The sequence below is a fragment of the Aeromonas sp. 2692-1 genome, from assembly GCF_013085505.1.
GTDB lineage: Bacteria > Pseudomonadota > Gammaproteobacteria > Enterobacterales > Aeromonadaceae > Aeromonas > Aeromonas hydrophila.
The window spans coordinates 4,057,420-4,070,372 of record NZ_CP038513.1 but is presented as its reverse complement, the minus strand read 5'-3'; the positions used below and the strand labels follow the sequence as shown (position 1 = coordinate 4,070,372).

Here is a 12,953-nt window from a genome sequence, read left to right as displayed (position 1 = left end):
AAAGGGCGGGGCTTGCTTGCAAAGACACGACATGGGCGCGGGAGTGGCGTCGGCAAGTGCTCACCCTTGCCTCGCCACCTTCTGATCCGGCCGGGTCAGGCGAACAGCAGGGTGCTCACCCCGAGGCCCACGAACAGGATGGCGCAGGCGATGCGGATCCCCTTGAGTGGCAGGCGATCGGCCCCCAGCTTGCCAAGCAGCACCACCGGCACATTGGCCAGCATCATGCCGAGGGTGGTGCCGGTGATGACCTGGGTCAGCGAGTCGTACTTGGCCGCCAGCAGCACGGTGGCGATCTGGGTCTTGTCGCCGATCTCGGCGATGAAGAACAGCACGAAGGTGGCCATGAAGGGGCCGTATTTGTCGAGCGGGCTCTCCTCGTCGTCCATCTTGTCCGGCACCAGGATCCAGGCGGCCATGGCGATGAAGGCACCGGCCACCAGGTAGGTCATCACCTTGGGATCGAGCCAGCGGCTGATGAACTCGCCAAGCCAGGCAGCGCCAGCGTGGTTGAGCAGGGTGGCAGCCAGCATGCCGGCGATGATGGGCCAGGGCTTGCGAAAACGACAGATGAGCAACAGCGCCAGCAGCTGGGTCTTGTCGCCGATTTCGGCGATGGCCACGCTGAGGGTTGAGGTTAACAAGGCTTCCATAAAAATGACCGGGGGACGGAATTGTTATACCTGAGACAAGCCCGCGCCATCCGTCCCCGGTATTGGCACTGGCCCGTCAAAGGTCTTGTCAAATCCGCGGCTGGCGTGGATCACCCTGACCATGGTGAGTTGGCACCAAGTATGTTGATCAGGGTCGCGAACCGGTTTGGGGCCGGCTGGCGAGACTACTCCCCCTCGATGGGAGCGGGCATTCTAGGGAAAAAGCGAAAGTGACGCAAGCCGGGCGGCGCGGGGATCAGCCACCCACCAGCTTGACGCTGAAACCGGCCTTCTCGAGCTCTGCCTTGATCAGATCCCGTTTGTCCCCCTGGATCTCGATCACTCCCTCTTTCAGGCCGCCGCCGGTGCCGCACTTTTTCTTGAGCAAGGTGGCGATGCTCTTTTGCTGTTCGGCCGGGACGCCGTGGATGGTGATGACCCCGGCGCCCTTGCGCCCCTTGGTTTCGCGGCGGATGCGCACCACCCCGTCGGTGGGGAAGGGGGAGGCAGATTGCGGCTGGCTCTGTTCTTTGATGATGCCGCCGTCCGTGCTGTAAACCAGGCGGCTGTTGTTGTCGTGACTCATGGCAGTTATTTGTGGGTTAGCTAAGCGGAGTTTGATTTTACTCAAATAAGCGTTGAAAACACGGATTATAATGCCCCAAGTAAAAGAGAATTATTATTGTTTAACTTCAGGAGTCAGTCATGGTACTCGCGCAGTTGTCACCGGGACAGAGTGCTCGCATCAAGAACATGAATCAATTGACCCGTCCCCTGCGGCGCAAGCTGATGGTGATGGGCTTGTTGCCCCAGACTGAAGTCATCTATTTGCGCGCGGCCCCGCTCGGGGATCCGCTGCAGATCCAGTGTCAGGGGATCTGCCTCTCCATGCAAAAAAGTCTGGCCCAGCAAATCGAGGTCGAGCCGGTATGAAACACACCTCACAAAACAATCGTCTTGGTCAAAGCACTATCGAGGTTGAACCGGTATGAACTACTCCCTGGTAACCGTCGGCAATCCCAATAGCGGCAAGACCTCCCTGTTCAACGCCCTGACCGGGGCCCGCCAGCAGGTGGGCAACTGGAGCGGCGTCACCGTCGACAAGAAGATGGGCGAATTCACTGCCCAGGGCCACGACTACAAACTGATGGACCTGCCCGGCATCTACAGCCTGGCCAACCAGGAGGGGAGCCTGGACGAGCAGATCGCCAGCCGCTTCGTGGAAGGCCAGCAGCCGGATCTGCTGCTCAACGTCATCGACGCCGCCAACCTGGAGCGCTCCCTCTACCTCACGCTGCAACTGCGCGAGCTGGGGCTGCCCATGGTGGTGGTGCTCAACAAGATGGACATCCTGCAAAAGCGGCGCATCACCATCGACGAGAGCAAGCTCGCCAGCACCCTCGGCTGCCCGGTGGTGGCCCTCTCGGCCCACAATCGCCAGCAGGTTGCCGCCTTCAAGAACCAGATCCAGCAGTTCATCGGCCAGCCGCAGCCGGCGTTGTTGCTGGACTACGGCCATGAGCTTGAAAAAGATCTGGCGGAGCTCGAGACCTTGCTCGCCCCGCATCACCTCACCGCCCGTGGCCGCGCCTTGCGCCTGCTGGAAGAGGATGCGGTGATGCAGGAGACCCTGCTGCCCGGCCAGCAGGCCGCCGCCGCCAACGTGGTGGCTCGCGCTCACCACGGGCAGGACGTCGACCTGCAACTGGCAGACATCCGCTACGGCCACATCCACCAGTGGGCCGCCCAGGCGTGCCAGCAGAAGGGCAAGCTCACCGCAGCCCAGAGCGAGCGGCTCGATCGGGTGCTGCTCAACCGCTGGTTCGGCATCCCCTTCTTCCTGCTGGTGATGTACCTGATGTTCATGTTCGCCATCAAGGTGGGCAGCGCCTTCATCGACTTCTTCGACATCATGGGCGGCGCCCTGTTCGTCGATGGCGTCCACCACCTGCTGGGGCTGATCCATGCGCCAGACTGGCTGGGGGCCATCCTGGCGGACGGCTTCGGGGTGGGCTTGCAGACCGTCGCCACCTTCATCCCGGTGATCGGCTGCCTCTACCTGTTCCTGGCGGTGCTGGAGAGCTCCGGCTACCTGGCCCGCGCCGCCTTCGTGGTGGATGCCCTGATGCGCCGTCTCGGCCTGCCGGGCAAGGCGTTCGTCCCCATGCTGATGGGCTTTGGCTGCACCGTGCCCTCGGTGATGGCGACCCGCACCCTCAACTCCGAGCGTGAGCGGCTGATGACCTCGGCCATGGCTCCCTTCATGTCGTGCGGTGCCCGCCTGCCGGTCTACGCCCTGTTCGCGGTGGCTTTCTTCCCCGAATCCGGCCAGAACCTGGTGTTCGGTCTCTACCTCATCGGCATCCTGGTGGCGGTGCTCACCGGCCTGTTGCTGCGCAGCACCCTGCTGCCGGGCAAGAGCGACTCCATGCTGATGGAGATGCCGGACTACGAGTGGCCGCGCCCGGTCAACGTCGGCATCAAGACCTGGCAGAAGCTCAAATCCTTCGTCTTTGGCGCCGGTAAAACCATAGTGCTGGTGGTCGCCGTGCTGAGCGTGCTCAACTCGCTCGGCACCGACGGCAGCTTCGGCCACCAGGATCAAGAGAGCTCGGTGCTGAGCAAAATCAGCCAGGCGGTGACTCCGGTGCTGCACCCCATCGGCGTGCGCGATGACAACTGGCAGGCCACGGTCGGCATCGTCACCGGCATCTTCGCCAAAGAGGCGGTGGTCGGTACCCTCAACAGCCTCTACGCCGGCAGCGGTGACGGGGAAGAGGAGGTGAGCGAGTTCTCCCTGGTGAACAGCTTCCAGGAGGCGATCGCCGCGGTCGCCACCAATCTGGCCGACATCGACCCGACCGACCCCATGGGGCTGGCGGTGGGCAACCTGGATGACCAGAAAGCTGCCGCCGAGGCGCAGGAGGTGGACGTCTCCACCTACGGCAACATGCAGAGCCACTTCGACGGGGCGGCCGGTGCCTTCGCCTATCTGTTGTTCGTGCTGCTCTACATGCCCTGCGCCGCCGCCATGGGCGCACTGGTGCGGGAAACCGGTCGCCAGTGGGCCCTGCTGACCGCCGCCTGGTGCAACTACATGGCCTTCATGTGCGCCACCGTCTTCTATCAGCTGGCCACCTTTGCCGCGCACCCCGAGCAGAGCCTGTTCTGGGTGGCGAGCTACGGCGGCTCCCTGCTGCTGCTCTGGTGGGCCGGTCGTCGCCATGGCGACATCGTCGCCCGCAAGGTGGTGACTCTATGATCCTGCGCGAGCTGGGGGAGTACCTCGCCGCGCAGCAGAAGGTGAGCCGGCGCGAGCTGGCCCGCCACTTCCACACCTCGGAAGATGCGGTGGAGGCCATGCTCGGCGTCTGGATGCGCAAGGGGCGGGTCGCCAAGCGGGAGACCCAGGTGTGCGGCGGCTCCTGCTGCGGCAAGAGCCAGGAGGTGATGTTCGAGTGGTGCGAGCCGGGCCAGATTGGTCTGGTGCAGAAGGGCTGAGCTCACGCCCGAACCCCCGCATTCAGATATAAAAAGACCCGCCACTGGCGGGTCTTTTTTATTGGTGCGTGTTCGCCGTGTTCGCCGTGTTCGCTGGGTTGGCGTAGAAGGGGGACAGATCAGCGCCCCGGCCAGCGCTGGCCCACTTCGGCGTGGCGATACCAGGCCATCAGCGCCTGCTGGCCGGCGACGTCGTCCACCGCCGGTGACCAGGGGGCGAAGTCCTCTTCCCGGAAAGGAGCGTAGGGACCGTGTTTCACCTCGAAGATGACGGCGCCAGGATCCAGAGAGAGCACCGCATGCCAGCCGGCGACGGGGGTCTCCAGCACCGAGGTCGTCTCCCCCAGCACGGCGCGGGCAATGACGGTGCCCTCGTCATCGAAGTTGAGCACCACGAAGCGGCCTTGCAGCGCGGTGAGCAGTTCCCAGGTCTGCAGGTGGCGATGGGGGCGGATATAGGTGCCCGGCTCCATGGCGATGGCCAGGCGCTGGATGGGGTCGGCCAGCTCCTGATGCAGGTTGTGGTTCATGCGCAGGCGCGGGGAGTGGGCGGCCTCGTCGGCGAGGCTGGCAAGGCGGGCAACATCCAGTTTTTTCATATGCGATTCCATGGTGAGACGAAGGCAGGGCCGAGCGCAGAGTAGCATGCCCGGCAACCTGTCAGGCAAGGGGCGAGCGGTAAGCAAATGTAAAAAGGGAGCCTCTATGACTCCCTCTGCTATGACTGTTCGGCATCACAATCTGGCCAGCATCTCCTTGGTGACCAGCACTATGCCCTGCTCGGAGCGGTAGAAGCGGCGGGCATCCTCGCAGGCGTTTTCCCCCACCACCAGCCCTTCCGGCAGCTTGCAGCCCTTGTCGATCACCACCCGGCGCAGCCGGCAGCCCGGGCCTATCTCGACCCCGGGGAAGATCACCGCCTGATCCAGGGTGCAGAAGGAGTCGACCCGCACATTGGTAAACAGCACCGAGCTCACGATGAAGGAGCCGCTGACGATGGTGCCGCCGGCAAACATGGAGTTGATGGTCATGCCGTGCTGGCCGTTTCTGTCCTGTACGAACTTGGCGGGCGGGGTCATGTTCTGGCTGGTCCAGATGGGCCAGTCCTGATCGTAGATGTCGAGCTCCGGGGTGACGGAGGCGAGATCCATGTTGGCTTCCCAGAACGAATCCACCGTGCCCACGTCGCGCCAGTAGGGGCGCTTTTGCGGGCAGCAGCCGACGCAGGACATGCTGAACGGGTGGGCGTAGGCGGTGCCCTCTTGCACCACCCGCGGGATCACGTCCATGCCGAAATCGTGGTGGGAGGCCGGGTTGGCGAGATCCTCTTCCAGCAACTGGTAGAGATAGTCAGCCTCGAAGATGTAGACCCCCATGGAGGCCAGCGCGGTGTCCGGTTTGCCCGGCATGGCGGGCGGGTTGGCGGGCTTCTCGACGAAGGCGTTGATCTTGCGATCCCCATCCACCGCCATCACCCCGAAGGCGCTCGCCTCATCCCGCGGCACCTCGATGCAGGCCACCGTGACCCTGGCCCCCATGTTGACGTGATCGAGCAGCATGGCGGCGTAATCCATCTTGTAGATGTGATCCCCTGCCAGCACTACCACATACTTGGGGCCGTGATCGCGAATGATGTCCAGATTCTGGTAGACCGCATCGGCGGTGCCGCGATACCAGTTGACCTCGTCCACCCGTTGCTGGGCGGGCAGCAGGTCGATGAACTCGTTCATCTGGTAGCGCAGAAAGGACCAGCCGGACTGCAGGTGGCGCAGCAGGCTGTGGGATTTGTACTGGGTCACCACCCCGACCCGGCGAATGCCGGAGTTGATGCAGTTGGAGAGTACGAAGTCGATGATGCGGAACTTGCCGCCGAAATGCACTGCCGGTTTCGCCCTGTTGTCCGTCAACTGTTTGAGGCGACTGCCCCGCCCTCCTGCGAGAACCAAGGCCATGGTCTCGTTCAGCAACTGTCTGGACTGTGCTGTATTGGCAGGTTGTAACAACATTGAATACCCCTTTATTGATAGAATCCCTTGATACTGCCTCCTTTGAAGCCAGTATGAAAGTGCTTTCACTCACACTTCTCACACGGTTTTTTGGTGAAGTGATGGTTTTGTCATTTGTGATGACAAAATCTGTCGCAGATGGCGCGATAGTTCACCAGATGTCACGGCGGCGCTGGGCTGGCGGGGAAGGCGGTGGCCTTGAAGGACGGCCAGATGCGGGCGTTTCTTGTGCAAACACCCGCCGAAGCGGGTGTTTGCAGGCGCCGTCAGGGGAGGGCGAGGTCAGAACAGATCGTCTTTTTCATCCTTGGTGGGCTCGAGGCTCCAGCCGGTGGCATCGCTGCTGCTGGCGATCTGGCCCTTCTCCTTCCACAGCTTGATCTTGAGGCGCAGGTTGTTGGCCGAGTCGGCGTTCTTCACCGCCTCCTCTTCGTCGATCACCCCCTCTACCACCAGATCGAACAGGGCACTGTCGAAGGTGACCATGCCGAGGGCCTTGGATTTCTCCATCACCTCCTTGAGGCCGCCAAATTCGCCGCGTTTGATCATGTCGCGAATGGTGTGGGTGCCCAGCATGATCTCCACCGCCGCCCGGCGACCACCATCGCTGGTTTTGACCAGCCGCTGGGAGACAAACGCCTTGAGGTTGTTGCCCAGGTCGTTGAGCAGCTGGGGGCGGCGCTCTTCCGGGAAGAAGTTGATGATGCGGTCCAGCGCCTGGTTGGCGTTGTTGGCGTGCAGGGTGGAAATCGCCAGGTGGCCGGTCTCGGAGAAGGCCAGCGCATGCTCCATGGTCTCGCGGTCGCGAATTTCACCGATGAGGATCACGTCCGGCGCCTGGCGCAGGGTGTTCTTGAGGGCAGCGTGGAAGCTGCGGGTATCCACCCCCACCTCGCGCTGGTTGATGATGCTCTTGCGGTGGCGATGCACGAACTCCACCGGATCTTCGATGGTGATGATGTGGCCGCCGCTGTTGCGGTTGCGATGGTCGATGAGGGCCGCCAGCGAGGTGGATTTGCCCGAGCCGGTACCGCCGACGAACAGCACCAGGCCGCGCTTCTCCATGATGGTGTCGAGCAGCACGGGGGGCAGTTTCAGATCCTCGAAGCGGGGGATCTCGGTCTTGATGTTGCGCGCCACCAGCGACACTTCGTTGCGCTGCTTGAAGATGTTGATCCGAAAGCGGCCGATCTGGGGCAGCGAGATGGCGAGGTTCATCTCCAGCTCCCGCTCGAACTGCTGCTTTTGCTCGCCGTCCATGATGGCGTCGGCTATTCTGGCCACCTCGCCGGGCTCGAGCGGCGTTTCACTGAGCGGACGCAGGCCGCCGTTGAACTTGGCGCAAGGGGGGGCGCCGGTCGACAGATAGAGGTCGGAGCCATCCTGCTTGGCCAGGATCTGTAGCATGTCTCGCAATTCCATTGGTTTTGCCTCGTCTATCAAGCAGATGCAATTACATCGAATGTCATTGAGTGTACAGCGTCAGGCGCCGGTGAGTTTCTCGCGAAAGACAAAAAACACCGCGCCCAGGATGCACAGGCCGGCCCACAGGTAATCCCATTTCAGATCCTCTTTCAGATAGAAGATGGAGAAGGGAACGAACACGGTGAGGGTGATCACCTCCTGCAGGATCTTGAGCTGGCCGACGGAGAGCACGGTGTGGCCGATGCGGTTGGCAGGCACCTGCAGCAGGTATTCGAACAACGCTATGCCCCAGCTCACCAGAGCGGCGATGATCCAGGGTTTGTGATTCATGCTCTTGAGGTGGGCATACCAGGCGAAGGTCATGAAGACGTTGCTGCACAGCAGCAGGCCGATGCTGGTAAAGATAGGGTTCATTAGGTTCTCCTTTAAAATCAATCGCATTTTATCTCCGAACCACGGGTTTTCATAAGTGGGGCGACAGGGTATTTTTAATCCATCAAGGATGAAGTCACAGAGGGTTGTACGGGATGGGCAAGACAAGCTGGGGTGTGCTTGGTCTGCTGTTTGCCTGCCTGGTGCATGGGGCGCCGACCCTGACGGTGGCCACCGATGTCTGGCCGCCGTTTCGGATCGTGCAGCCGGACGGCCGCTTCGGCGGACTGGACATGGACATCTTGCAGCAGTTGCAGCGCCGCAGCGGCATCCGCTTCGAGGTGAAACGGGTGCCCTGGGGGCGGGCGCTCAAGCAGATGCAGACCGGCCAGGTCGACCTCATGATAGGCTTGGCGATGACGGCAGAGCGGGCGGCCTTCATCGATTATCTGCAGCCGGCCTACTATCAGTGTCGGCCGGCCTTCTACGGCAAGGCGGCGGCGGTATCGACCCTGCGCACCTACGCCGACCTGCAGGGGAAGAAGGTGGGCTATGTGCTCAATTCGGCCTATTTTGCCCCCTTTGATGCCGACAACCGACTCGACAAGCACGGGGTGCCCACCGAGGATCAGCTGCTGCGCATGGTGCAGCGCGGCCACCTGCCGCTGATGATCGGCACCGACTGCCAGGTGGACTACGCCCTGAGCCAGGACAACGAGGCCGGCCTGCTCAAGGCGGCCTATCAGCCACCGCAACCTGTGGTGCTCTATCTGGGCATGAGCAAGCACTCACCCCATCAGGCGCTGCAGCAACCGCTGGCACTGGCCCTGCAGGAGCTGGTGGCAAGCGGCGAAATTGCCGTCCTCGCCAAGCCTTACCAGCCTTGACCTCGGGTAGTAACACGCTGTTATCATGCGTTTTTCATGACTCGCGCCAGCTGCTCGACAGGCTCTGGTGCCGGCTCCTTCTCACCTTCGGAGAGCCTCTGTGTATCTCTCTTTGCTCGCCCGCCAGCAGCGCTGGCAGCGGCGCTGGTTGCTCGGCCTGCTGCTGCTGACCCTGGCGCTGTTCTTCTGCTCCCTCGCCTGGGGCGAATTCGTCTTGCTGCCCTGGCAGCCGCTGGGGGATCTCGAGCAGCGCATCCTGCTGGAGCTGCGCCTGCCGCGCGCCCTGCTGGCCCTGCTGGCGGGGGCGGCGCTCGCCTGTGGCGGCGCCGTGCTGCAGGTGATGCTGCACAACCCGGTGGCCGAACCCGGCCTGCTCGGCGTCTCGAGCGGGGCGGGATTGGCCGCCATGGTGGCGATGGCGGTGGCCAAGGCCCTCGGCGTCTATCTGCCGGGCTGGGGGTTGTCGCTGGCAGCCTTTGGCGGCGCCCTGCTGGTGACCATGCTGCTCATTCGGCTGGCGCGCCGGGCCCGGCTCGGCCATGCCCGGCTGCTGCTGTTCGGGGTCGCCATCGGCATCCTCACCAACGCCGCCATGACCTGGCTGATGTACTTTGCCGATGACGGCTCCCTGCGTGAATTCATGTTCTGGATGATGGGCAGCCTGGCCTACGGCAGCCAGCAACTGGCCTGGTGGTGGCTGCTGTTCCCGCTCGCCCTCGGCTGGCTCGGTTGGCAGGGCAAGGCGCTGCAGCAACTGCTGCTGGGAGAGACTCAGGCCCGCCTGATGGGGCTCGATGTGGACAAGATGCGGGTGCGGCTGGTGCTGGCGGTGTGCCTGCTCACCGGCATGGCGGTATCACTGTGCGGCGTCATCGGCTTCGTCGGGCTGGTGGTACCCCATCTGCTGCGGCTCTGTGGCGGCAGCGATCAGCGCTTCCTGCTGCCCGCCTCGGCGCTGGGGGGCGGCGCCCTGCTGCTGGCGGCCGATCTCATCGCCCGCTCCGCCCTGCGGGCGGGGGAGCTGCCCATCGGGGTCATCACCGCCTCGGTCGGCGCCCCGCTCTTCATCTATCTGTTGTTGAGGCAAGATGCCCATGCCAGCACCTGATCACCTCGGGGGTCAGCCCCCCTTGCTGGCGGCCCGCGCCCTGGCCGTCGCCAACCGGCTCGCGCCCCTCGACCTTGCCTGGCAGGGGGGCCAGCTGGTGGCTCTGCTCGGCCCCAACGGCAGCGGCAAGTCGACCCTGCTCGGCGCCCTGGCCGGCCTCTTGCCGGGGCAAGGGGAGGTGCGCATCGGCGGGGAGTCGCTGGCGGACTTGAGCTGGCCGGCGCTGGCGCAGCGGCGCGCCATGTTGCCCCAGCGCCAGCCCCAGCTGTTCCATATCCCGGTGTTTCAGGTGCTGAGTCTGGGGCTCGATGAGGCTCAACCTGCGGCCAGACAGAACGAAGCTATTCAGGCGCTGTGCCAGGCGCTGGAGCTGGAAGCCTTGCTGGCGCGGGACTTCAGCCGGCTGTCTGGGGGGGAGCAGCAGCGGGTGCTGATCGCCCGCACCCTGCTGCAGGTGTGGCCGAGCCTCAACCCGGGCGGGCGGGTATTGCTGCTGGACGAACCGCTGGCGGGGCTGGATCTGCATCATCAGCTGGCGCTGCTGCGGCTGCTCAAGCAGCTGGCCGGGCAGGGGTTGCTGGTGGTGCTCGCCATCCACGACATCAACCTGGCCATCGACTGGGCCGATCGCCTGCTCTGTCTGCAACAGGGGCGGGTGGTGCGGGAGGGGGGCGTCGAGCTGGTGGACGAGGCGCTGCTGGCGCAGGTGTTTCAGATAAAGACCGATCGCATCGAGGCGGGCGGCCGGGTCTGGTTTATGCCGAGCCTGTGAGAAACAAACAAGGCCCTGGCGTCAGCCGAGGGCCTTTTTGAAGAAGACGACCCGCTCCGTTTCGGCAAAGCCGAGTCGCTGGTGCAGTTGCTGGGAGGCGAGGTTGTCGATGGCGGCATCGGAGGCAAGCTCGCGACAACCGAGCTCGCGGCCCCACTGGGCCACCCGGGCAATCAAGGCCTGGGCCAACCCGCGCCGGCGCGAAGTCGGCTGCACATAGACCCCTTCCAGATAGACCACCGGGCTGCTCTCGCAGCCGTTCACGTAATCATGGCGCAGGGACGCATCGGCAAAGGCTACCGCCTGGTTCTGCGCATCCAGCACCAGAAAGGCGTTGAGATGGGCTGCGGCCAGCAGTTCGGCCCCTTCCTGCAGATGTGCCGAGAGTGCGTGGTGCGGCCACAGCTGCTGGCGCAGGGTTGCCCACTGCACCAGCCGCGTCTCGTCGAGGGGCACTATCCGCCAGTCGGCGTTCGTCATCCGCACTCAGCCCAGCTGCTTGGCAAGGCGCACCTGGGCGGCCTCGGCCAGCATGGCCAGCAGGGTTTCGGTGTCGCTCCAGGAGAGGCAGGCATCGGTGATGCTCTGGCCGAAGGTGACGGCGCAGCCGTTCTCCACATCCTGCCGCCCTTCCACCAGGAAGCTCTCGGCCATGATGCCGGCGATGCCGGTGCGGCCGCGGCGCAGCTGATCGCAGATGTCCTGCGCCACCAGCAGCTGGCGACGGTGATCCTTCATGCTGTTGCCGTGGCTGAAATCCACCACCAGCCGTTCGGGCAGGCCGACGTCGGCCAGTGCTTCGCAGGCTTCATCGATGCTGGCGGTGTCGTAGTTGGGCCTGTGACCGCCGCGCAGGATCACGTGACCATAGGGGTTGCCGGCGGTGCGGTAGATGGTCATCTTGCCGTCCTTGTCCGGGGAGTAGAAGATGTGGCTGTGACGGGCGGCACGCACCGCGTCGATGGCGATGCGGGTGTTGCCGTCGGTGCCGTTCTTGAAGCCGACCGGGCAGGAGAGGGCGGAGGCCATCTCTCGGTGTACCTGGGATTCGGTGGTGCGCGCACCGATGGCACCCCAGGTGATGAGGTCGCTGATGTACTGGCCGGTCACCATGTCGAGGAACTCGGTGGCGGTGGGCATGCCGAGGGCGTTGATGTCCACCAGCAGCTTGCGGGCCAGTTTCAGCCCTTCGTTGACGTCGAAGCTGCCATCGAGGCGCGGATCATTGATGAGGCCTTTCCAGCCGACGATGGTGCGCGGCTTCTCGAAGTAGGTGCGCATCACGATGCACAGGCTCTCTTTATACTGCTCGCGCAGGGCATTGAGGCGCAGGGCATACTCGTGGGCGGCGGCCGGATCGTGAATGGAGCAGGGACCGACGATGACCAGCAGGCGCTGATCCTCACCGGCCAGGATCGCTTCCACTTCGCGGCGGGCATCCAGCAGATTCTGGGCAACGGTGTCGCTTAACGGGAAGGCGTGCGCCAGTTCGCTGGGAGTGATCAGGGACTCCAGGCGACGGGTGCGCAATTCATCGGTGTGAATGGACATACGACTCGATTCTCGAAATGGGTGGCGTGGGCAGTAGCAATGACTGAGTGCCGAAGAGGCAAAGGGATAAAATAAAGCAAAAAACCCCTGATGGAAACCTCGAGGGGCTCTGATAGGATGTGAGCCCCAAAACGATTCCAAATGAGGTAGATAGCGTGGCAAAGCCAGGGGCAACCGGGGTCACCCGCATCATCAATGCAACCGGTTACAGCATGAAGGGGCTCAAGTCAGCCTGGATCAATGAGGCGGCCTTCCGGCAGGAGCTGATGCTGATCCTGCTGCTGATGCCGCTGGCATTCTGGATCGGCGATACCCTCGAGCAAATCCTGCTGCTGGTCTGCATCAGCTGGCTGGTGGTGATCGTCGAGGTGCTCAACTCCGCCGTCGAGGCGGTGGTGGATCGCATCGGCTCCGAACATCATGAGCTCTCCGGTCGCGCCAAGGATCTGGGCTCCGCCGCCGTCTTTATCGCGCTGGCCCTGAACGCCCTGGTGTGGGGCGCTTTGGTTGGCCGCAACCTGCTGGGTTGGTGGTAAGTCAGGCCTCGTTTTCTATCGCGTCATTGCTCTTTCCTTTGGGAGATGACTGGGTGAGGGAGGCCTCTTCTCCCCCTCATCCCCACCCCTTCTCCCGCGAGGGAGGGGGCAAAGGAGCAACGACTCGGATGTGCGCTTAGCA

General features: G+C 63.5%; 15 protein-coding genes. 7 read left to right on the top strand and 8 right to left on the bottom strand.

The genetic code is table 11. From position 1 onward, the window contains the following. Window positions 1-95 precede the first annotated feature (95 nt). Together E5E97_RS18865 and E5E97_RS18860 are read right to left on the bottom strand one after the other, a co-directional pair. On the bottom strand, window positions 96-653 hold the full coding sequence (locus tag E5E97_RS18865) for a TMEM165/GDT1 family protein (RefSeq protein ID WP_010633534.1): 558 nt from the start codon (window positions 651-653) through the stop codon (window positions 96-98). A gap of 256 nt (window positions 654-909) precedes the next feature. Then, on the bottom strand, window positions 910-1,239 hold the full coding sequence (locus E5E97_RS18860; protein WP_005302642.1) for a translation initiation factor: 330 nt from the start codon (window positions 1,237-1,239) through the stop codon (window positions 910-912). 119 nt (window positions 1,240-1,358) lie between these two features. On the opposite strand from E5E97_RS18860, the gene E5E97_RS18855 reads away from it, so the two are divergent. Genes E5E97_RS18855 through E5E97_RS18845 form a run of 3 tightly spaced genes read left to right on the top strand, consistent with a single transcriptional unit; the run spans window position 1,359 to window position 4,154 of the window. Continuing rightward, window positions 1,359-1,586 (top strand): FeoA family protein, encoded by a 228-nt coding sequence (locus E5E97_RS18855; protein WP_005302641.1) that lies wholly within the window; start codon window positions 1,359-1,361, stop codon window positions 1,584-1,586. Between the two features lie 55 nt (window positions 1,587-1,641). Beyond that, on the top strand, window positions 1,642-3,915 hold the full coding sequence (gene feoB, locus E5E97_RS18850) for a Fe(2+) transporter permease subunit FeoB (RefSeq protein WP_171280774.1): 2,274 nt from the start codon (window positions 1,642-1,644) through the stop codon (window positions 3,913-3,915). Beyond that, a complete protein-coding gene (locus E5E97_RS18845; RefSeq protein WP_011706553.1) occupies window positions 3,912-4,154 on the top strand; it encodes a FeoC-like transcriptional regulator in 243 nt (80 codons plus the stop codon). Before feoB ends, E5E97_RS18845 begins: the two co-directional genes overlap by 4 nt. A 119-nt stretch (window positions 4,155-4,273) precedes the next feature. Here E5E97_RS18845 and E5E97_RS18840 read toward each other — a convergent pair whose 3' ends face one another. From E5E97_RS18840 to E5E97_RS18825, 4 genes are all read right to left on the bottom strand, one after another. Next, window positions 4,274-4,753: a WbuC family cupin fold metalloprotein gene (locus E5E97_RS18840; protein WP_171280773.1), complete on the bottom strand. Its 480-nt coding sequence runs from the start codon at window positions 4,751-4,753 to the stop codon at window positions 4,274-4,276. 135 nt (window positions 4,754-4,888) lie between these two features. Beyond that, on the bottom strand, window positions 4,889-6,160 hold the full coding sequence (gene glgC, locus E5E97_RS18835; protein ID WP_011706551.1) for a glucose-1-phosphate adenylyltransferase: 1,272 nt from the start codon (window positions 6,158-6,160) through the stop codon (window positions 4,889-4,891). A 282-nt stretch (window positions 6,161-6,442) separates the two neighbouring features. Next, the gene (gene tapW / locus E5E97_RS18830) at window positions 6,443-7,582 is read right to left on the bottom strand and encodes a type IVa pilus ATPase TapW (protein ID WP_011706550.1); all 1,140 of its coding nucleotides are present in this window, start codon (window positions 7,580-7,582) and stop codon (window positions 6,443-6,445) included. A 60-nt stretch (window positions 7,583-7,642) separates the two neighbouring features. After that, window positions 7,643-7,999, bottom strand: coding sequence for a DMT family protein (locus tag E5E97_RS18825; RefSeq protein WP_005302630.1), 357 nt, complete (start codon window positions 7,997-7,999; stop codon window positions 7,643-7,645). Between the two features lie 113 nt (window positions 8,000-8,112). On the opposite strand from E5E97_RS18825, the gene E5E97_RS18820 reads away from it, so the two are divergent. The 3 genes from E5E97_RS18820 (at window position 8,113) to E5E97_RS18810 (ending at window position 10,724) form a co-directional block, all read left to right on the top strand. Next, window positions 8,113-8,844 carry an ABC transporter substrate-binding protein gene (locus E5E97_RS18820; RefSeq protein ID WP_043119150.1) on the top strand — a complete coding sequence of 244 codons (732 nt, stop codon included), beginning with the start codon at window positions 8,113-8,115 and terminating at the stop codon, window positions 8,842-8,844. 100 nt (window positions 8,845-8,944) lie between these two features. Next, on the top strand, window positions 8,945-9,952 hold the full coding sequence (btuC, locus tag E5E97_RS18815) for a vitamin B12 ABC transporter permease BtuC (protein ID WP_171280772.1): 1,008 nt from the start codon (window positions 8,945-8,947) through the stop codon (window positions 9,950-9,952). Further along, window positions 9,939-10,724 carry an ATP-binding cassette domain-containing protein gene (locus E5E97_RS18810; RefSeq protein ID WP_171280771.1) on the top strand — a complete coding sequence of 262 codons (786 nt, stop codon included), beginning with the start codon at window positions 9,939-9,941 and terminating at the stop codon, window positions 10,722-10,724. Before btuC ends, E5E97_RS18810 begins: the two co-directional genes overlap by 14 nt. A 21-nt stretch (window positions 10,725-10,745) precedes the next feature. Here the strand turns inward: E5E97_RS18810 and aac(6') are convergent, their stop codons facing one another. Together aac(6') and E5E97_RS18800 are read right to left on the bottom strand one after the other, a co-directional pair. Further along, the gene (gene aac(6'), locus E5E97_RS18805; RefSeq protein ID WP_171280770.1) at window positions 10,746-11,204 is read right to left on the bottom strand and encodes an aminoglycoside 6'-N-acetyltransferase; all 459 of its coding nucleotides are present in this window, start codon (window positions 11,202-11,204) and stop codon (window positions 10,746-10,748) included. 6 nt (window positions 11,205-11,210) lie between these two features. After that, complete coding sequence (locus E5E97_RS18800; protein WP_042067836.1) at window positions 11,211-12,275, bottom strand: 3-deoxy-7-phosphoheptulonate synthase; 1,065 nt, start codon at window positions 12,273-12,275, stop codon at window positions 11,211-11,213. 155 nt (window positions 12,276-12,430) lie between these two features. Between E5E97_RS18800 and E5E97_RS18795 the strand changes: the two genes are divergently transcribed. Further along, a complete protein-coding gene (locus tag E5E97_RS18795; protein WP_011706544.1) occupies window positions 12,431-12,811 on the top strand; it encodes a diacylglycerol kinase in 381 nt (126 codons plus the stop codon). The last annotated feature ends 142 nt before the right edge of the window (window positions 12,812-12,953 follow it).